The organism is uncultured Cohaesibacter sp. (genome assembly GCF_963556055.3).
Classification (GTDB): Bacteria; Pseudomonadota; Alphaproteobacteria; order Rhizobiales; family Cohaesibacteraceae; genus Cohaesibacter.
Genome location: NZ_CAUVYE020000013.1, coordinates 127,568 through 147,868 on the forward strand (window position 1 = coordinate 127,568; position 20,301 = coordinate 147,868).

Genomic DNA, 20,301 nt, shown 5'->3' on the forward strand with positions numbered 1-20,301 from the left:
GAGCAGATCTTTCATGAAAACTGCCATCCTCGTATTTCCCGGAACCAACCGTGAGCATGACATGGCTGCTGCCGTGCGCTCCGTTTCCGGCAAAGACCCCATGATGGTCTGGCATGCGGAAACCGAAATCCCCGATGCAGATCTCATCATCCTGCCTGGAGGCTTCTCTTATGGCGACTATCTGCGCTCTGGTGCGATCGCCGCACGATCGCCAATCGTGGCCGACCTTCTGGAAAAGGCCAAACAGGGCGTTCGGATCCTTGGGGTCTGTAACGGCTTCCAGATCCTTGCCGAAACCGGAATTCTGCCCGGCGCGTTGATGCGCAATGCAGGACTGCACTTCATCTGCAAGGAAACCCTATTGCGCATCGAACGCAACGATACCATCTTCACCTCTCGCTATACCAAGGGCCAGGTCATGCGCTGCCCTGTCGCTCATCATGACGGCAACTTCTTTGCTGATGACGACACCCTGAAAATGCTTGAAGAAGATGGACGCGTTCTGTTCCGCTATTGCGACGAAAAAGGCGAGACAACGCCCCAAGCCAATATCAATGGCTCGCGCAACAACATCGCCGGCATAATGAATGCTCGCGGCACAATCCTTGGCATGATGCCGCACCCCGAAAATCTGATTGAAGACCTGCATGGTGGCCTTGACGGTCGCGGCCTGTTTGAAAGCCTGTTGGAGAAGGTGGCATGATTCCAAATGAAATCCAGATCACCCCGGAACTGATCGCCGAACATGGCCTGAAACCGGAAGAATATGACCATATTCTCGAACTGATCGGTCGCGAACCAACATTTACCGAGCTTGGCATTTTCTCGGCCATGTGGAACGAGCATTGCTCCTACAAGAGCTCGAAAAAATGGCTGCGCACCTTGCCCACCAAAGGCCCGCGCGTATTGCAGGGCCCCGGTGAGAATGCCGGTGTCGTCGATATCGATGATGGTCAGGCCGTTGTCTTCAAAATGGAAAGTCACAACCACCCCTCCTATATCGAACCCTATCAGGGAGCAGCCACAGGCGTTGGCGGCATTCTGCGCGATGTCTTCACCATGGGAGCCCGTCCGGTTGCGGCAATGAACTCCCTTCGTTTCGGTGAGCCTGACCATGAGCGCACCCGCCACGTGCTTTCCGGTGTTGTGGCTGGCGTTGGTGGCTATGGCAACAGCTTTGGCGTTCCGACCGTCGGCGGTGAGGTCAATTTTGATCCGTCCTATAACGGCAACTGTCTTGTCAACGCCTTTGCGGCAGGTCTTGCCGACAGCGACAAGATCTTCCTCTCGGAAGCCAAGGGCGTCGGAATGCCTGTGGTCTATCTGGGTGCCAAGACAGGCCGCGATGGTGTTGGCGGCGCAACCATGGCCTCAGCCGAATTTGACGATGACAGCGAAGAAAAGCGTCCAACTGTTCAGGTCGGTGACCCCTTCAGCGAAAAACGCCTGATGGAAGCCACCCTCGAGTTGATGCAGACCGGCGCAGTTATCGCCATTCAGGATATGGGGGCAGCTGGCCTTACATGCTCTGCCGTTGAAATGGGGGCAAAAGGCAATCTCGGCATCGACCTTGACCTCGACAAGGTTCCGGTTCGCGAAGAGAATATGTCCGCCTATGAAATGATGCTGTCCGAATCCCAGGAACGCATGCTGATGGTGCTGCATCCTGAAAAGCGCGAAGCGGCAGAAGCTGTCTTCCGCAAGTGGGAACTGGATTTCGCAGAAGTGGGCAAAACCACCGACAGTCTGCGTTTCTGCATCTTCCATCACGGCGAGCAGGTCGCTGACCTGCCGATCAAGGAACTGGGCGACGAAGCCCCTGAATATGATCGTCCATGGGTCGAAAGCGCCAAACTCGACAAGCTCGACAACGCCACGGTCGCAGCGCCTGAGGATCTGCTCGAAAGCCTTGTTGCGATGATTGGCAGCCCCAATCTTTGCTCGCGCCGCTGGGTCTGGGAACAATATGACACCATGATTCAGGGCAACACCAAGCAGCGCCCCGGAGGCGATGCTGGCGTCATCCGCGTCGACGGCACGCAAAAAGGCCTCGCCTTTACCGTTGATGTCACCCCGCGCTATTGCAAAGCCGACCCATTCGAAGGCGGCAAACAGGCGGTTGCAGAAAGCTGGCGCAACCTTAATGCCGTTGGTGCAGAGCCTCTTGCAACAACCGACAACCTCAATTTCGGCAATCCCGAAAAACCTGAAATCATGGGCCAGTTCGTCGGCTGTATCAAGGGCATTGGCGCTGCCGTCGAAGCCCTCGACATGCCAATCGTTTCGGGCAACGTCTCCCTTTATAACGAGACCTCAGGTGAAGCAATTCTGCCGACCCCGGCTATTGGTGCCGTTGGCCTGCTGCCTGACGTCTCGAAATCTGTCGGCAACAGCTTTGTTTTTGAAGGCGATGCCATTTTGCTGGTTGGTGGTCATGGATCTGAAATGGGCCAAAGCCTCTATCTGGCCGAAGCATTGGGACGCCAGGAAGGCGCACCGCCACCGGTTGATCTCGAAACAGAGAAAAAACATGGTGCCTTTGTCCGCGAAGCGATCCGCTCAGGCGAAGTCAATGCAGCCCACGACCTCTCTGACGGGGGCCTTGGCATAGCACTGGCCGAAATGGCACTTCGCTCGGGTTTGGGATGCACCATTGACCTGCCATCCGAGACACCCCATATCGCCTTCTATGCAGAAGATCAGGCCCGGTATCTGATCACCTGCACCAAGGACGAGACAGACGCATTGATCGCCAAGGCACAGGCGACGGGCGTTTTGGTCGAACAAATCGGAACTGTTGCGGGCGATGCTCTTTCCGTAACCGGCCATGGTTCGATCACTGTGTCCAAACTTGTCGAATGCCATGAAGGTTGGTTCCCCGCTTACATGGCAGGGTAAACGAGGAAAATCAGGTCAAGTGCCAAAAGTTTGGATGGTGATTGTCCGAATTTTCAACTTGACCTCACCCCTGCAATCAGGGGACGCTGGGCATAACCATCTCGCTTTGAGAGTGGCTCAAAAAGCGGGATGGGCCAGGACACAGAAAAGTACATACGAACAATTGCGTATCAACACTTTCTCTGCCAATATCATCCCGGCCTGCATGCGCAAGGAAGCTTTTGGAACCCAACAGCGCGTCAGGCAAAAGCAATGACTGGAATATCCGTCTCTCGGTCGTGACTGAGGATTGATATTCTGCGAGGAGACCAGCATGCCAATGGACGCAAGCGAAATTGAAACCCTGATCAAAGAGGCGCTTCCGGATGCCAAGGTCGTCATCCGCGATCTTGCCGGCGATGGCGATCACTTCGCCGCCGAGGTTGTCTCTGAAAGCTTCAGAGGGAAATCTCGAGTGCAACAGCATCAACTGGTCTATGAAGCACTTCAGGGCAATATGGGCGGCGAACTGCATGCTCTTGCGCTGCAAACATCGGTTCCGGAATAGTCTGGCTTCCCACCACCCATATAAAAGCATGTGGTGACTGCTATATCCTGGCAGGATGGCCAATGCTGATGGTTAAATGGCAAAGTTTTAAGGACGGATATATGAGCGAAATTCAGGCCTGGATTGACAATGAAGTGAAAGCCAACGAAGTGGTTCTCTTCATGAAAGGCACCCCAACTTTCCCGCAATGCGGATTTTCCGGCCAGGTTGTTCAAATTCTGGACTATTTGGAAGTGCCTTACAAAGGCATCAATGTGCTGGAAAATGACGATTTGCGGCAGGGTATCAAGGATTATTCCAACTGGCCGACCATCCCTCAGCTCTATGTGAAGGGTGAATTCGTCGGCGGCTGCGACATCATCCGCGAAATGTTCCAGAGCGAAGAATTGCAGGAAATGCTCGGCAAAAAGAACAAGGCCTAAGGCATCTTGCAAATCAACCGCTGTGTCATGAAGACAAAACCCGGACCATCGCGTCCGGGTTTTTTGTAAATGCTGGCAACCCGGAAAGAAAACGACCAGCCCCTCACTTAGTCCTCATGCATCCGTAAGAAGCCCTCGGAAAGCTTCGAGACTGCGGCGCAACCATCCCCGTCATCACTGTCATCCCCAGCCCTGTCATCCTCCACAGAGAGCCCCTGAAAATCGAAGAGCTTTGTATCAAGCATATGCGAAGGCCTGATATTGGCAAGCGCCCGGAACATAACCTGCGTACGTCCCTTATGCTGTGCTTCGAAGCCTGCGAGCATCGCCTTGACTTCCTGACGTTGCAGATTGTCCTGCGAGCCACAAAGTCCGCAGGGAACAATGGGAAACTGCATCAAATTGGCAAATTTGGCGAGATCGGCCTCCTCGCAATAGGCAAGAGGCCGGAACAGCATCAAGTCTCCTTCCTCATTCTTCAATTTTGGTGGCATGGTCGCAAGACGTCCACCATGCAGCAGATTGAGAAAGAAGGTTTCCAGAATATCGTCCCGATGATGACCCAGAATGACCGCATCGCACCCATGCTCGCGCGCCACACGATAAAGGTTGCCGCGCCTCAGTCTTGAGCAGAGCGAACAATAGGTATTGCCCTCGGGGATCTTCTGCTTGACGATCGAATAGGTGTCCTGCCTCTCGATATGATGGGGAATGTCATGCTCTTCGAAAAAGCGGGGCAAGACATCGGCGGGAAAGCCTGGCTGAGCCTGATCCAGATTGCAGGCGAGCAGCTCCGCATCCAGCAAGCCACGCCATTTCAGATCGAGCAGAACGGCCAGCAAGCCGTAGGAATCCTTGCCTCCCGACATGCAGACAAGCCATTTCTGTTTTTGGCTACGCATATTGTAATCATCGATAGCCGCACGGACATTGCGCAAAAGCCGCTTGCGCAGCTTCTTGAAGGAGACGGAACTGGGCGCAGTCCGAAACATCGGATGACACAGATCGTCCTCATCCACCTGAATGGTCAGGCTATCGGAGGCGGGCGATGCAAGATCGTTCATGAGCGTATTTCCCGGTCAATTCATGTGCCCTGCTTTATCAAATCGGGCATCAAGCCTCAACAAAAACGACAAAAGGCTGCCCGCAACAGGCAGCCTTTCTTGAAAACTCGACAGTAAGCCCGGTCTCTTAACGAGAATAATATTCGACAACCAGGTTCGGTTCCATCACGACAGGATATGGAACGTCAGCCAACTGAGGAAGAGCTTTGAATGTAACGGTCATTTTGTTGTGATCGGCTTCAACATATTCAGGCACGTCACGTTCAGCAAGCTGGATGGATTCCAGAACGATGGCGAGCTGTTTGGAGCGATCACGAATTTCGATCACATCGCCAACTTTACAGCGATAGGAAGGAATATTGACGCGCTGGCCGTTTACTTTGACATGGCCATGGTTCACGAACTGACGGGCAGCGAATACGGTGGGAACAAATTTCGCACGATAAACGATGGCGTCCAGACGGGATTCCAACAGACCGATCAGATTTTCCGAGGTATCGCCTTTCATGCGGTTTGCTTCTTTATAGATGCGCAGGAAGTGTTTCTCGGAAATGTTGCCGTAGTAACCTTTCAGCTTCTGTTTTGCACGCAGCTGCAAACCGAAGTCGGACAGTTTGCCTTTACGACGCTGACCATGCTGGCCAGGAGCATATTCGCGGCGGTTAACAGGAGACTTTGGACGGCCCCAGATATTCTCGCCCATGCGGCGATCAATTTTATACTTCTGTGAATGGCGCTTTGACATTCGCGTGTTTTCCTTTTTCTAGGATATTATAAGAAAACGCGCCCCTCCTAGGATCTATATCGGCCAAGGCCGGATCCGACAGAAGACAAAGGATGCGCCCCTTCATCTTCGCGGGTGCGTTAAAATCAAAGGGGGCCCGACAAAAGGCCCCACCAAGATTGGATGCTGTTTAGAGCCTTTACTCGCCTGAGTCAAATCGAATCCGAGAAAATACGGTCAAACCGTCAAAAAACTGCAACAGAATGTGCCAATTTCATCTAACCATGTGAGAAAGAGCATCCCAGGCACGACGCAATCGATCTGCGCCGCCGCTCGTCGCAGTAAATTCGCAATATCCACTCCGATCTTCCTGACCGGGTGTTGTTGAGACAATACAGTCCTGCCACTCCTGCCCAAGTAGATGCATGACCCGACGCGCCACCGCATGTGCCGGATCGATCCAGAGCACGGACCTTGGTGCCACGCCCTCCAGAACGGGCAGTAAAAGCGGATAATGCGTACAACCAAGAACAATAACATCTGCTTGCTCGCCATGTTCCCCCGAAAAGGCCGGAGCGATTTCCTTGCGGATTGCCTCCATATCGCTCAGACCTTGCAACAAGTAGTCTTCTGCCAAGCGAGCCAGGCCTGTACAAGCAATCAGACTCACGTCACAATCGCCCGCAAACTCGGTAATCAGGTCACGTGTATAAGACCGGCGGATTGTTCCCGGCGTCGCCAGCACCGAAAAAGCCCCCGTCTGCGTAGCATTTGCGGCTGGTTTGATCGCCGGCACGATCCCCACGATGGGAAAGGCAAATCGGTGCCTCAAGGCACCAAGAGCAATGGTCGATGCAGTGTTGCACGCCACGACAAGCAGATCGGGGCTCTTGACCAGGCAAGCCTCTTCGACAAGGGTAACAAGCCCGTCAATCAGATCCTCGTCTGCCAGATCCCCATATGGAAATCGCGCGTCATCCGCCAAAAAGACATAATCCGCGAACGGCATGGTCTTGACGAGGGCACGCAAAACCGACAAGCCCCCCAGCCCGGAGTCAAAGACCAGAATTCTGGGATTCCGTTTTCTGACCATCCCTTATCCCCTTCCGCCCAAACGAGTGGAGCAAACAAACATCAAGAGGAGCTGCGATCACGCAAATGGCGACGCTGCAAGGCGGCGATGACACCACGCAAGGTCTTGACCTCTTGCTCGGCCCAATCGCCCTTTTGCATGATATTGCGCAAATTCTGCACCATATGCTGCTTTTTTTCTGGAGGGCGGAAGAAGTTGACCTCATCAAGAGCTTCCTCCAGATGGTCAAAAAGCCGAACCATATCATCCTTGCTGGCCCGTGGAACATCGGGGGTCTCAAATGGCAACTGCTCCTGCCGATCGCTCCCCGACATGCGCCATTCATAGCAGATGATCAAGACCGCCTGCGCGATATTGAGCGAGGAGAAGTCAGGGTCTACCGGCAGGGTGAGAATTTCATTTGCCAGTGCCACCTCATCATTGTTGAGCCCCCAACGCTCGCGCCCGAACAGAATGCCGACCTTGCCACCCTTGTTCACGGTCTCGCGCATGATGTGCGCCGCCTCCACAGGATGACGAACAGGCTTGAGCATGTCCCTTTGCCGCGCTGTAGTGGCATAAACCAGCTCCAGATCAGCGACAGCCTCTTCCAGCGTTTCGAAATTCAGCGTCTTCTCGATCACATGATCGGCCCTGCTCGAAGCATTCCGCGCCTTCTCACTGGGCCATCCATCGCGCGGCCGAACAAGCCGCAAATCTGTAACACCAAAATTGGCCATAGCACGCGCGGCCATGCCGATATTTTCACCCAGTTGTGGTTCAACCAGTATGATGACCGGATCCATCTCTTTTCTTTCTTCTGGTTCAAATGGAAACGATATCAAAGCCGTCAAAAGGACAGGATCGTTTGAAGCTGTTTCATGATATCGAGACGAAGTAGTGGCGCATGTGCGTGCAAAATTCAAGCCCTCAAGAATAAATCAAGACTATACGCATCATAGGCAAAAAGAATTGGCAACGTAAATTACTTATAACTTTACGTAATGATGGAATGACAAAAATGAACTTGGAAATAGAAAGATATTAAATTTAGTAAAAAAAATAATTCCAAAAACAAATCAAGTTGTACAATTACTTATGGCCAAGCTGGGTGATTTCCAAAAATATTTCCAATTATTGAAATCTAGAAGCGCAATAAATAGAGAATTGTCTGGATTAAGTAAAAAAGCGCATTTACTAAGGTAATTTTTTTCCTAAAGTCAAATTGGCCAATATGGCCCGTGACTACCCAGTCACCCGCTTGCCCACCACCAAAATTGACTGGGTAGTCACATACCGCTTCAGTATTTGAAGAGAAGACATTGCGCATTAGTCTTGAAGCTCGATCCGTTGAAACGTTTCTAGACCAGACCGCCTCGTTGGCCCCAATCAAGGTGCAAATCAACATATGAACATAGTCAGGCATTAAATGCCCTTCCTCGATATCGCATCTCTTCTGGAAGCCCATTTCGTAAAGTGATCTCACAACCCAAGCCGGAAGTCCCCATAAAGACATTTGATACGGCATCCAGCCCGAGAATCACGCCAATGGTTCAAGTAAGGAAGTCTCTTACTGAAAATGCATAACTTGCCCAGTCCGCCACCGGAGGTGGAGATCCATTTCAGATAAAAAAAAGGCCACCAATTGGCGGCCTTTCTTTCTGCATAAACATGATACAGAACATTATCCCGCAAGAATCATCTGCTTGATGGCATCAATAGCCGCATCCGCCTTGTCGGCATCCTTGCCGCCAGCCTGCGCCATGTCGGGACGTCCACCACCACCGCGTCCGCCGAGGACCTCAGCAGCCTTCTTGACCAGATCAACGGCGCTGAAACGATCTGTCAGATCTTTTGTCACACCAACAACAATACCGACCTTGTCATCTTCTGCGACAGCGATCATTACAACAACACCAGAGCCAACACTCTCCTTGCCCTGATCGACGAGCCCCTTGAGATCTTTTGGAGATACGCCTTCTGCCACTCGCGCCATGAATTTGACGCCGTTGACATCTTCCGGGGCATCCCCTCCGGCGCCACCGCCACCCATGGCAAGCTTGCGTCTGACGTCGGCCAGTTCTTTTTCCAGCTTGCGACGATCCGCAACCAGTGTCTCGACACGCTCGACCAGATCGGAAGGCGCGATTTTCAAGACCGAAGCGGCATCTCTCACACGCTCATCCTGCATCTGCAAATAGTTGCGGGCTTCCTTGCCGGTCAACGCTTCAATTCTTCGCACACCGGCTGCCACGGCACTTTCGGAAACGATAGTGACCAGCCCGATATCACCTGTGCGATTGACATGAGTGCCGCCGCAAAGCTCAACTGAGTAGGCTTTGCCAACCTTTTCGCCACGGATGGCCTTGCCCATCGAAACCACACGCACCTCGTCGCCATATTTCTCGCCGAACAAAGCCATTGCACCGGCTTCGATGGCATCATCTACAGCCATGACCCGTGTCTCTACAGGACTGTTTTGCAAGACAATTTCGTTGACCAGTTCTTCGATGATAACCGTCTCGTCAGCGCTTACCGGCTTCTGATGAGAAAAGTCAAAACGCAACCGCTCCGGCGTAACCAGAGACCCTTTCTGAGCCACATGATCGCCCAAGGTTGCGCGCAACGCCTCATGCAGAAGATGCGTTGCCGAATGGTTGGAACGAATGGCAGTCCGCCGACCGGTATCCACCAGAAGCTCCAGCGCATCACCAACCTTTACCGTACCCTCGACAAGCTTGCCAGCATGCAGGAACATGCCATTGGCCTTTTTCATTGTATCGCGTACTTCAAAGCGCACACCGTCAGCCAGCATCAGCCCCGTATCGCCCACCTGGCCACCGGACTCGCCGTAGAATGGTGTCTGGTTGAGAATGACGACGCCTTCTTCGCCTTCTCCCAACTGTTCCGCCGCATCGCCGTCTTTCACCAGTGCGACCACAGCCCCTTCGGTTCGTTCCCTCTCATAGCCGAGAAAATCAGTTGCCCCGACCTTGTCAGCAAGATCGAACCAAATCGCTTCTGTCGCCGCTTCTCCGGAACCGGCCCAATTGGCACGCGCTTCGGCCTTTTGGCGCGACATGGCTTCGTCGAATCCATCGGTATCCACGTCGATGCTTCGCGCCCGCAACGCATCCTGAGTCAAATCGAGCGGGAACCCATAGGTATCATAAAGCTTGAAGGCAGTCTCACCATCAAGACGATCCCCCTTGCCCATGCCATTGGTCGCATCGTCCAGCAGTTGAAGACCGCGGCTGAGGGTTTTACCAAAGCGTGTTTCTTCAAGCTTGAGGGTTTCGGTGATCAGCGCTTCCGCACGCGCCAGCTCAGGGAAAGCCTGCCCCATCTCGCGAATGAGGGCTGGTACCATTTTATAGATGACCGGATCTTGAGAGCCGAGCAGCCGCGCATGACGCATGGCTCGGCGCATAATGCGGCGCAAAACATATCCTCGACCGTCAGATGAAGGCAAAACACCATCGGCAATCAGGAAGCTGGTCGAGCGCAAATGATCGGCGATAACGCGATGGCTTGCCTTTGCATCACCAACCTCATCCGTCCCTGTAAGATCGACGCTGCTCTGAATGAGTGCACGGAACAGATCCGTCTCATAGTTGTCATGGGTGCCTTGCAGAACCGCCGCGATGCGTTCCAGCCCCATCCCGGTATCAATGGAAGGGCGCGGCAAATCAATGCGCTCATCCTTGGTAATCTGCTCATATTGCATGAAAACGAGGTTCCAGATTTCGATAAATCGATCTCCATCTTCCTCCGGGCTACCCGGAGGACCACCCCAGATATGGTCGCCATGGTCATAGAAGATCTCGGAACATGGACCACACGGGCCAGTCTCCCCCATCGACCAGAAATTGTCACTTGTCGGAATGCGAATAATCTTGCTCTCAGGCAACCCGGCAATTTTCTTCCAAAGATCAAAGGCCTCGTCATCTTCGGAATAAACCGTCACGAGCAGTTTCTCTTTTGGCAGACAGAATTCTTTGGTGATCAGATTCCACGCCAGATCAATGGCATTTTCCTTGAAATAGTCACCAAAAGAGAAATTACCCAACATTTCGAAGAAAGTGTGATGACGCGCAGTATAGCCAACATTGTCGAGATCGTTATGTTTGCCACCGGCCCGCACACATTTCTGAGAGGACGTCGCACGGGAATAGTCGCGCTGTTCAAGTCCGGTAAACACGTTCTTGAATGGCACCATGCCAGCATTCGTAAACATCAAGGTCGGGTCATTACGCGGGACCAAAGGCCCTGATTCCACGATCGAATGCCCGTTCTTTTCGAAATAATTCAAAAAAGTCGATCGAATTTCATTAACACCGCTCATGATGCACCAATTTTCTTTGCCTGAGGAAAGACTTGAAGCCTCTCGTCCAATTGGGCAAACCCTCTCATCTGATCTGATCACAAAAGACGAAAATGTCTGCCATTCCCAACAATCGCTGAAACAGAAACCTGCCCCAAAACATGCCTTTTTTTCGGCGTCTCCGCCCCAAGAGCGCGTGTTTCATGGAAATTGAAACCACCTGCTTTGGTGTCGAAGGTATTTTATCTTTTCGAGGTTTTAGCGAGCCTCAGCTCGCCTGTCTATCATTTTGCATTCTTTGCCGCGAGCTTTCGGCGGATTTTTTTGAAATCATCCTCAAAATCATGTGGGATTTTGGCAAACACGGCCAAAATTTCAAAACCGGCTTCAGCAAAAGAGAAAGGGCTGCAAATTGCAGCCCTATGCCTTGCATTGCCTAACATGGCACGAACAATTTGCATGCGTGCTTCACAAGCACACCATACAACTCATGCCTCATCTTCGGCGTCAGGGGAGGCCTGATCAATCAAACCAGCATTAAGCCCAGCGCTCTGTCGGATTGCCACCTCGATCTCATCTGCCACTTGAGGATTTTCGCGCAAGAAGGTCTTGGAATTCTCACGCCCCTGCCCGAGCCGTTGGCTATCGTAAGAGAACCATGCGCCGGATTTTTCGACGATACCGGCTTTCACCCCAAGATCAAGCAATTCGCCAAGCTTGGAAACGCCCTCACCATACATAATGTCAAACTCGACCTGTTTGAAAGGAGCGGCAACCTTGTTCTTGACGACCTTGACGCGGGTCTGGTTACCGACCACTTCATCACGATCCTTGATGGACCCGATTCTGCGAATATCCAAGCGAACAGACGCATAGAATTTGAGAGCATTGCCACCCGTCGTGGTCTCGGGGCTGCCGAACATGACGCCGATTTTCATGCGGATCTGGTTGATGAAAATCACCAGGCAGTTGGTGCGGGAAATTGACCCGGCCAGTTTGCGCATGGCCTGGCTCATCAGACGCGCCTGCATACCGGGCAACGCATCGCCCATTTCCCCTTCAAGCTCGGCACGAGGTGTCAAAGCAGCAACGGAGTCGACAACCAACACATCAACTGCCCCGGAACGCACCAGTGTATCGGCGATCTCAAGAGCCTGCTCGCCGGCATCAGGCTGGGAAATCAAGAGATTGTCGATATCGACACCCAACTTGCGCGCATAGATCGGATCAAGGGCGTGCTCTGCGTCAACAAAGGCGCAAATCCCGCCCCGTTTCTGGGATTCAGCAACCACATGCAGGGCCAATGTCGTTTTACCGGACGATTCCGGCCCGTAAATCTCGACAATCCGCCCTTTGGGCAAACCGCCAATACCGAGCGCAATATCAAGCCCCAGCGAACCGGTCGGAATAGATTCAATCTCAACCACCTCACGCTGACCCAGCCGCATCACGGAGCCCTTGCCAAACGCACGGTCAATTTGTGATAGGGCGGCATCCAATGCCTTTGTCTTGTCCATGCTGCTTCCTTCAACCAACCGAAGACTATTCTGTGCCATTTTGGGTTCCATTCTTCATAGCAGACGCAACTGTGCAACCATGATTAATGTACACATTTTGTTCTCTTTCGCAAGACAAAATATAACATATTGAATAATTATATCTATTTTGATTTGTTCACGACATGTCTCAGTGGAAAAGCCAATAGTCGACACGAGAGGACAGATGTCACGCCAAGCAGGCAAGGACGATGATTCGAACAAACCGAAGCGTAGATCCTGCACCTCACTTCCAAGTGAACAGGCCCGGCACGCTTGCCAAAAAATGGAAAACCGCTGCCGATCCGACAGCGGTTTCGGATTGAACGAACGAGGCCATCAACGGGCCCGCCCTCACATCGACTACATCAAGGAGCGATACAGCTCCTTGACATCTTCGATCTTTGCTTCGCGCGGATTGCCGCCCGTGCAGACATCTGCCATGGCAGCTTCTGCCAAAGCATCAATATCTTCAGCTTTTGCGCCCACATCCGTAAGCTTGGTCGGGATTTTCACATCAATCGACAGCTGACGAACGGCATCGACCGCAGCCTTTCGTGCTTCTTCCAAAGACATCTCGGCAACGCCCTCAACGCCCATGGCAACAGCAATGTCGCGATATTTCTCACCTGTAAAGTCAGCATTGTATGCCATCAGTGTCGGAAGCAGAATTGCATTGGCAACCCCGTGTGGCGTGTCGTAGAAAGCACCCAGCGGATGCGCCATGCCATGCACCAGTCCAAGGCCAACGTTGGAGAAGCCCATGCCGGCCACATATTGGCCAAGCGCCATGCCTTCAACGCCTTCTGCCTTGCCCGCGCAGGAATCCCGCAAGGATCTGGCAATAATCTCTATTGCCTTAATATGCAGCGCGTCGGTAAGCTCCCATGCCCCGAGCGTGATATATCCCTCAATCGCATGTGTGAGAGCATCCATGCCCGTAGCTGCCTTGAGCGAAACCGGCATGGATTCCATCAACTCGCTGTCGATGAATGCGACTACTGGAATGTCGTGCGGGTCGATGCAAACGAATTTACGACGATTTTCCTCATCCGTGATCACATAGTTGATTGTCACTTCCGCAGCGGTACCGGCGGTTGTCGCAACTGCGAGGATGGGAACCGATGGCTTCTTGGTCGGAGCAAATCCCTCAAGACTGCGAATATCCTCAAATTCCGGGTTGTTGACCACGATGCCGATCCCCTTACAGGTGTCCTGGGGGGACCCGCCACCAATGGCGATAAGATAATCGGCCGCCGCTTCCTTGAAAGCGGCGATACCGTCTTTCACCGCATCAATGGTCGGGTTCGGCATGACCTTGTCATAAATGGCATAGCCAAGACCGGCCCCATCCAGCAGCGCCGTTACCTTGGCAACAACCCCGGCCTTGACCAACACTTCATCGGTCACGATCAGAGCCTTGCTAAATCCTCTTCGCTGAATTTCTCCAACCAGTTCAGACCGACATCCTGCGCCAAAATAGGATGTTTCGTTCAAAATCATGCGTTGCATTTCAACCACTCCTTCCAAGCTTCGGTGAGTTGCAAATATCAAAAAGTAAAATCGTCGGTCATCCGTAAGTCATAAGGGGCTTGCGGCCCGGCGCATCGATCATCAAGGGTCCCGGCCTGACCCAGGGGTTTCAGCCAATCCATTGACACCATTTACGGCAGATAGAACATTTCCTCCAACGGCTTGCTCACCGGTTCATTGTCCGGCTGCACATCCATGAGCGGAGCGTTCCATTCCCACCATTTTCGGACGATCTCCTTGTTGGGAAGATCATCCATCCCATGCCCGTCCTGCCGACACAGAACAGCAAACAGTTTGCCCGTTTCTTCATCGAGAAAGATGGAATAATCAGAAACGCCAGCTTCTTTCAGCACGGCCACCATTTCCGGCCAGATCTCATCATGCCGTTTCTTGTATTCGTCCTTGACACCTGACTTGAGCTGCATGGTGAAGGCGATGCGTTCCATGGTTTCACTCCTCTTTCAAAAACAAGGCCGGACCCCGACAGGGCCCGGCCATGAAGTCTTTACTTGCTATCCAGAAAGTCCGGTTTGCAAACAAGCAGGCGTTCGAAATAGTCGGTCAGTTCTTTCAGCAACTCATTCGAAATTGACTGTTTCTGACCACCGCATGACAGTATCTTGCGATGCATCGCGGACGCTTTTTCAATTGTTTCGACAAGACCGAAGACCTTGTCCGGATTCTCTTCAGAGGCAAAAATCCCATGATGAGACCAGGATATGACACGCCCCTGCTCCATTTCCTTGACGGACGCATCGGCAATGTCCGTTGTACCGGGCAACATCGGCGGCACCACCCTCACACCATCGGGAAAGATGACGATGCATTCGGGCATCTTCTGCCAAAGCGCCAAGGTCAGTTCCTTGCTGTCGAGCGGCATCAGGAAGCTGAGGGCGATGAATTCAGGTGCATGGCAATGCAGGATGATCCGCTCTCGTCCCTTCGAGACCCGCTTGCGCACGGCATGTCCGGCCAGATGGGTAGCAAACTCAGAGGTCGGACGACCACCATTGTTAAAGCCCCAAACGGTCTGATAGGCCGTACCCTCATCCACAATCTTGACGATCCCGAAGACCTGATCAGGATATTCGGTTGCATGCCGGAAATACTGCCCCGTTCCGGTGACAATGAAATACTCCCCGTCAAGGGTCGGCTGTGGCTGTGGCAGCTTGACTGGTTCGGAAGGGGCCACATTGGGATAGCGGCGGGCCAGAACGCTTTCGACCTCTTCGGTCGGCAACCGCCAGGAAATATTGCCGCCATTGGCTTCGTTCCAGCCCATTTCCCAGCATAAACGGGCAAAGGGAGCAACCTGCTCAACAAAAGGGATGGGATGAGAAAAGCTCGTCATAGAAATAGGTCCTTATCCGCGGTCAGCAACGCTGGCCTGATAGTTGTTGAGATTGGCAAGAAGTGCCTTTCCGGTTGATACATCCTTGCGCACGCAGAATTCCTCCCAGACCGTCGCAAACGGCAGATCCTTGAGCTCTTCGGTGAGAATGAAGCGATCACTGAAATTGAGTTCCTGTTCGACCTTTTTCAACTCTTCCTGCGGCATCAAAAGGGCTCTGAGCAGTGCCTTTTGCATGTTGCGCGTGCCGATGACCCAGGCCGCCGTGCGCGAGATTGTGGCATCGAAGAAGTCAAGGCCGATATGGGTGCGATCAAGAAGATTGGTGAAGACCAGTTCCTGAGCCATGGCGAGAATGTCATCATTGAGCAAAATAACATGATCGCTGTCCCAACGCATGGGACGAGAGACATGGAGCAGAATCTCATCCACCGACAATGCCACTGAGCTCAGTTTGTCGGCAATATTCTCGGTCGGATGGAAATGCCCCATATCGAGGCAAAGCAGAGTGCCCTTGCGGATTGCGTAGCCCATGTAAAATTCATGACTTCCCACTGTGCAGGCTTCCACACCGATGCCGAACAGCTTGCTCTCCACTGCATCAAGCAAATGTGCCTTGTCATAGTCGGTTGCAAGCATCGCATCGATGGACGCTTCGAGCCTTTGACGCGCGGCCATCCGATCAACGGGAATGTCTTTGTAGCCATCGGGCACCCAGATATTATCAACGCAAGGTGACCCCAGCTCTTCACCGAACCTTGCAGCGATCGCACGACAGCACTGGCCATGCCGGATCCAGAAATCGCGAATACCCTTGTCGGGGTGCGAAAGCGTCAGATTGTCGTCTGCCTTTGGATGAGCAAAGAATGTCGGATTGAAGTCAAGCCCCAGTCCCTGCTCCTTCGCCCAATCGACCCAGGTCTCGAAATGCTTGTAATCCAGCGCATCCCGTTCCGGCTGTTCATCCGTATCCGGATAGAATGCATGAAGGTTAAGCCGATGCTTGCCCGGAATCTGGCTGTAGGCAAATTCGAGGTCGGCGCGCAATTCGGCAACATTTCGGGCTCGACCCGGAAAATTCCCTGTTGCCTGAATGCCTCCGCCACTACCGGCGCTCAGTTGTTCAAAGCCGACAACATCATCACCCTGCCAGCAATGCATCGAAATGGGAATGGTTGCAAGCCGCTCAATGGCTGCCTCGGTGTCCACTCCCCACTCGGCAAACTGATCTCGGGCCGCATCATAATCAAGACGGGTCATGAGGTGATATCCTCCTGTTTGGTTCTGGCCAGAAGCGCGTTATAACGCTCGGCGATTTCTTTGTGTTGCGGGCCGGTTTGCGGCTCGAAGTGAAGCAGTTCCTGGCTTTGTCTGATGATCCGACGGGCCTCGGCAATATCAGAGATCCAACCCAGCCCGATCATCTGAACCACCGCATTGCCAAGTGCCGAGGCTTCAAACGGACCGGCAACAACCGGACGACCAAGGAAATCAGCGGTCATCTGACACAAAAGCGCGTTGCGCCCTCCCCCGCCGACAATATGCAATTCCGGAATCGTCTCGCCCTTGGCGAAATCATGAAGAACATGAGTGAATTGAAGAGCCAGACTTTCAAAGATGCAGCGTGCCAATTCCCCGTGGCTCTCAGGCACAGGTTGACCTGTCTCCCGACAGGCCGCCTGTATTTCGCTCACCATTGATTCCGTTCTGAAATAGCGTTCATCCATGGGCCGAATGAGCGAACGCCCCGGTTCGGCCCCCTCGGCCGCCTTGACCCAATCGGCAAAATCACTTTCGGGTGCCAGTTCCTCGCGCACATTCTGGATGAACCAGAGGCCCGAGACATTGCGCAACTGGCGATAGCTGTCAAACACTCCGCCTTCGTTGGAAAGACCGTGTTCATGTGCATAGTCGGAAAGATCCGGTACCGGAGCCTCACAGCCAACCAGTGCCCAGGTTCCGAGCGATATGAAATAGGGTCGTTCTGCAAGCGATGGCAGCGCGGCAACGGCAGAAGCGGTGTCATGGGTCCCGCCAAGGACCACCTGCGGCGCGGCATCAGCCGCCACGGGGAGATTCCAGGCTTTGCAGAACTCCGGCTTGATCGGCCCGAGAATCTCGCCTGCCTGACGGATTTTCGGCATTGCTCGCAAAGGCATTCCCACCTGTTGCAGGAGATCGGGGTCCCAGTCACGATCATGCACACTGAGCATTTGCGATGCGCTGGCATTGGTATATTCACTCGACCAGAGGCCAGTCAGCTCAAAGTGTATCCAGTCAGGCAGAAGCATGAAGCGATCAAGCGCCTGATAGCTTTCAAGCGGATGATCCTTGAGGGCAAAAAGCTGATAAAGCGTGTTGAACTCGAGCGATTGAATACCGGTCTTCTGGAAAAGCTCCCGATCCGTCAGGCCACAATCTGAAAGAAAACGCTCGACAATCCCCGATGTGCGCTCATCGCGGTAGCTGACAAAAGGCAGAAGAGCATTGCCTTTCACATCAACGGGAACAAAATCAACCGCCCAGCTATCCGCCCCGATTGAAGCAATCGTCGGATCTGCCTCGAATGCAAGGCCAAGTCCCTCGCAAATTCCGGACCACAAATAATCCAGATCCCAACACAGATTGCCATCCACCCGCTGCGGGCCATGCGGAAACCGATTGATTTCCTCAAGCGTTAATTGATCATCGCCAAGTGAGACCTTGACAACGCGCCCAGATGACGCACCAAGATCAACCGCCAAGACAGATCTCCCAGCCACAATCTCCTCCCAATCTCTTTCTTTCACCTGCTTTCATCAGGTGCTCACGGCACCATTCTGAGCTGGAAGCCACAAAAGGAACAGGGTAAAAACGGGTGGATTTTCCAGTTTAATGGCGTAAAATGACCACAAAGCTCTCAAGCCACGTCACGGGCCGCAGCCTCGAAGGTTTCCTATGCTATCCCCCTTGCATCTTGATATTGCATTGCCTCAACACGTCACCCAGGTGACCCGATCTCGCTATTTTCACAATCTGTGGCTACCCGTTCAGGTTTCCAGGCGAGATCCCCAACCGCATTTCCCGCTGCACAATCACGATTTCGATGAAGTCGCCTATATCCTGAAAGGCCATGGCGTAAGCTTCATGGAAGGTTCCTTCAGGCTGTTGCTGCCGGGCAATATCACCTATTTGCGCGCATCGGACACCCATGCCTATCCGATGGTCGATTCCCTGCATCTTCTGAATCTTTTTTTCGATCATGAAAGGTTGATCAAGAATTTCCCGAAAATTGGAAGTCTGATTGAGGATTTTCATGCGCTTCAGGCTAACCGCTCACAGCTCTTCACCGATTACACCGCCTACACCCGGCTGCGCGCCCTCGCTGATCTGCTCGATATGGAAACATATCATTCAGACGATTATTCCGAACATGCGGCGATGGCCTATCTGGTCGAGTTTTTCGTTCTGGTCTTGCGTCAATATCAAAGAAGCGAAAGCTACAAGCTGAAGGATCCGGACGAACAGGTTCGTGACAAACTGCTCAAGATTTTCGAAGCCCCGCAACTGACCGAAGCCAAAGGCCGCAAGGATCTCGAAGCCCTGATCGCCATCCATGATCTTTCATGGCGGAGCTTTGAGCGCAGTCTGTCTGAAATGGCAGGCCTCACCCCGCACGGCCTTTGCATTTGCAATCGGTTCATTGCATTCCTCAACAGCCTCATTAGGCAGCCGAACAGAAGCCTTGACGACGCCAGCGAAGCCGCCGGTTTTTCAGACTATCGCTCGATGTCGCGCAATTGCCGCCAGTTCCTGCAAATGACACCCAAGGATGTGCGCGACAGGATCAAGAGGTTTGTCACCACACCTCCCCAGACATCACCCCTTGGTAACGTGCCTTCAGATAGCCAGAACACGCGCCCCAGAAGTGCGTATCTCAAGGCACTGGACCATATGCCCGCTACAAGATGATACGGTTGTCCTGCTGGCCTACGAAATCGACATCGCAAACGAAGGTGGCGCCAGCAAGAGGCTCCCTTTGAAGCTCCTCCTCTTTTGCACCCGCTCTGGCAGATGTCACATAGAGGGTCTTGAAATCCTCGCCACCGAAGGCCGGGCAGGAAACGCGTGTCACTGGGAACGTCTTTTCGCACACGACAGTCCCATCAGGAGCATAGGCCCTGACAGCATGGATACCCCAATGAGCGATCCACACATTGCCCGCTTTGTCGAAAAGAGCACCGTCGATATTGAGATCCTGTTCCCGGAAATCGAGATAGATGTCGGGCTCGCCAACCGGCCAGCCCTCTTCATCCAACGCCACTCTCATCAAAAGGCGGGTCTTGGTATCGGTGTAACAGGCCCATTTGCGATCCGGTGTGAAACAGGTTCCATTGGTCACGGTTATGTCGCCAAAAAGCTTTCTCAGCTCGCCCTTGTAATAGCGATAGATTGATCCGGCTCCGGGGTCCGATTTGATCCCCATGGTTCCAATCCAGAAACCGCCGTAAGGATCGGCACGCCCGTCATTGCAGCGGTTGCCCGGCATATCCGCTTCGAGATCGCAAAGCGTCTGCTTTTCTCCTGTCTCTATATTGAACAGGACGAGAGACGAGCCTGTTGCCACGACAAAGTGATCATGATCGACCCAGCCACCGGCGCTGACATGGTCGTCGAAATCCCAGCGCAACTGTTCTTCCCCATTCCGGGAAAGCATTGCCTTGCCATTGATATCAAACCAGAAAAGCTGCTTTCGCTGCGGATGCCAGATCGGGCCTTCACCAAGCATACAAAGTCGGTCATCGAACACAGGCATTTCAATCTCCCAGTTTCTTCAAATCGGTTGACGCAT

19 protein-coding genes are annotated in these 20,301 nt (G+C 53.1%); 6 read left to right on the plus strand and 13 right to left on the minus strand.

The genetic code is table 11. The annotated features are described in order from the left end of the window. Nucleotides 1–13 precede the first annotated feature (13 nt). From purQ to grxD, 4 genes are all read left to right on the plus strand, one after another. Entirely contained in the window at nt 14–703 is a 690-nt protein-coding gene (gene purQ / locus ACHZB8_RS09325; protein WP_316859990.1) for a phosphoribosylformylglycinamidine synthase subunit PurQ, read from the plus strand. Beyond that, entirely contained in the window at nt 700–2,898 is a 2,199-nt protein-coding gene (gene purL, locus ACHZB8_RS09330; protein WP_316859991.1) for a phosphoribosylformylglycinamidine synthase subunit PurL, read from the plus strand. The genes purQ and purL overlap by 4 nt, the downstream gene beginning before the upstream one ends. 313 nt (nt 2,899–3,211) lie before the next feature. After that, nucleotides 3,212–3,445, plus strand: a complete 234-nt coding sequence (locus ACHZB8_RS09335; RefSeq protein WP_316859992.1) for a BolA family transcriptional regulator — start codon at nt 3,212–3,214, stop codon at nt 3,443–3,445. A gap of 101 nt (nt 3,446–3,546) precedes the next feature. Then, nucleotides 3,547–3,867, plus strand: coding sequence for a Grx4 family monothiol glutaredoxin (grxD, locus tag ACHZB8_RS09340; protein WP_316859993.1), 321 nt, complete (start codon nt 3,547–3,549; stop codon nt 3,865–3,867). Nucleotides 3,868–3,974: 107 nt separating this feature from the next. On the opposite strand, the gene ttcA is transcribed toward grxD, so the two are convergent. The 6 genes from ttcA to alaS all read right to left on the minus strand — a co-directional run bounded on the left by ttcA (nt 3,975) and on the right by alaS (nt 11,072). Next, entirely contained in the window at nt 3,975–4,859 is an 885-nt protein-coding gene (gene ttcA / locus ACHZB8_RS09345; RefSeq protein WP_316860731.1) for a tRNA 2-thiocytidine(32) synthetase TtcA, read from the minus strand. 199 nt (nt 4,860–5,058) lie between these two features. After that, nucleotides 5,059–5,676, minus strand: coding sequence for a 30S ribosomal protein S4 (gene rpsD / locus ACHZB8_RS09350; RefSeq protein ID WP_316859994.1), 618 nt, complete (start codon nt 5,674–5,676; stop codon nt 5,059–5,061). 253 nt (nt 5,677–5,929) lie between these two features. After that, nucleotides 5,930–6,748: a glutamate racemase gene (murI, locus tag ACHZB8_RS09355; protein ID WP_316859995.1), complete on the minus strand. Its 819-nt coding sequence runs from the start codon at nt 6,746–6,748 to the stop codon at nt 5,930–5,932. Between the two features lie 41 nt (nt 6,749–6,789). Further along, nucleotides 6,790–7,533, minus strand: coding sequence for an RNA methyltransferase (locus ACHZB8_RS09360; protein WP_316859996.1), 744 nt, complete (start codon nt 7,531–7,533; stop codon nt 6,790–6,792). A 338-nt stretch (nt 7,534–7,871) separates the two neighbouring features. Next, a complete protein-coding gene (locus tag ACHZB8_RS09365; protein ID WP_316859997.1) occupies nt 7,872–8,153 on the minus strand; it encodes a hypothetical protein in 282 nt (93 codons plus the stop codon). 258 nt (nt 8,154–8,411) lie between these two features. Next, complete coding sequence (gene alaS, locus ACHZB8_RS09370; protein ID WP_316859998.1) at nt 8,412–11,072, minus strand: alanine--tRNA ligase; 2,661 nt, start codon at nt 11,070–11,072, stop codon at nt 8,412–8,414. 182 nt (nt 11,073–11,254) lie between these two features. Here alaS and ACHZB8_RS09375 point away from each other — a divergent pair, with 182 nt between their 5' ends. Beyond that, nucleotides 11,255–11,491 (plus strand): hypothetical protein, encoded by a 237-nt coding sequence (locus ACHZB8_RS09375; protein ID WP_316859999.1) that lies wholly within the window; start codon nt 11,255–11,257, stop codon nt 11,489–11,491. Nucleotides 11,492–11,539: 48 nt separating this feature from the next. Here the strand turns inward: ACHZB8_RS09375 and recA are convergent, their stop codons facing one another. The 6 genes from recA to ACHZB8_RS09405 all read right to left on the minus strand — a co-directional run bounded on the left by recA (nt 11,540) and on the right by ACHZB8_RS09405 (nt 18,232). Then, a complete protein-coding gene (gene recA / locus ACHZB8_RS09380) occupies nt 11,540–12,607 on the minus strand; it encodes a recombinase RecA (protein WP_316860000.1) in 1,068 nt (355 codons plus the stop codon). 342 nt (nt 12,608–12,949) lie between these two features. Next, the gene (fucO, locus tag ACHZB8_RS09385) at nt 12,950–14,098 is read right to left on the minus strand and encodes a lactaldehyde reductase (RefSeq protein WP_316860001.1); all 1,149 of its coding nucleotides are present in this window, start codon (nt 14,096–14,098) and stop codon (nt 12,950–12,952) included. 152 nt (nt 14,099–14,250) lie between these two features. Then, complete coding sequence (gene rhaM, locus ACHZB8_RS09390; protein WP_316860002.1) at nt 14,251–14,565, minus strand: L-rhamnose mutarotase; 315 nt, start codon at nt 14,563–14,565, stop codon at nt 14,251–14,253. Nucleotides 14,566–14,624: 59 nt separating this feature from the next. Beyond that, nucleotides 14,625–15,470 (minus strand): rhamnulose-1-phosphate aldolase, encoded by an 846-nt coding sequence (rhaD, locus tag ACHZB8_RS09395; protein ID WP_316860003.1) that lies wholly within the window; start codon nt 15,468–15,470, stop codon nt 14,625–14,627. 12 nt (nt 15,471–15,482) lie between these two features. Further along, nucleotides 15,483–16,730 carry an L-rhamnose isomerase gene (locus tag ACHZB8_RS09400; protein ID WP_316860004.1) on the minus strand — a complete coding sequence of 416 codons (1,248 nt, stop codon included), beginning with the start codon at nt 16,728–16,730 and terminating at the stop codon, nt 15,483–15,485. Continuing rightward, entirely contained in the window at nt 16,727–18,232 is a 1,506-nt protein-coding gene (locus tag ACHZB8_RS09405; RefSeq protein WP_316860005.1) for a rhamnulokinase family protein, read from the minus strand. The genes ACHZB8_RS09400 and ACHZB8_RS09405 overlap by 4 nt, the downstream gene beginning before the upstream one ends. Before the next feature lie 175 nt (nt 18,233–18,407). Here ACHZB8_RS09405 and ACHZB8_RS09410 point away from each other — a divergent pair, with 175 nt between their 5' ends. Then, nucleotides 18,408–19,421, plus strand: coding sequence for a helix-turn-helix transcriptional regulator (locus ACHZB8_RS09410; protein WP_316860006.1), 1,014 nt, complete (start codon nt 18,408–18,410; stop codon nt 19,419–19,421). Here ACHZB8_RS09410 and ACHZB8_RS09415 read toward each other — a convergent pair. Beyond that, nucleotides 19,411–20,265 carry an SMP-30/gluconolactonase/LRE family protein gene (locus ACHZB8_RS09415; RefSeq protein ID WP_316860007.1) on the minus strand — a complete coding sequence of 285 codons (855 nt, stop codon included), beginning with the start codon at nt 20,263–20,265 and terminating at the stop codon, nt 19,411–19,413. The genes ACHZB8_RS09410 and ACHZB8_RS09415 overlap by 11 nt on opposite strands. Nucleotides 20,266–20,301 lie beyond the last annotated feature (36 nt).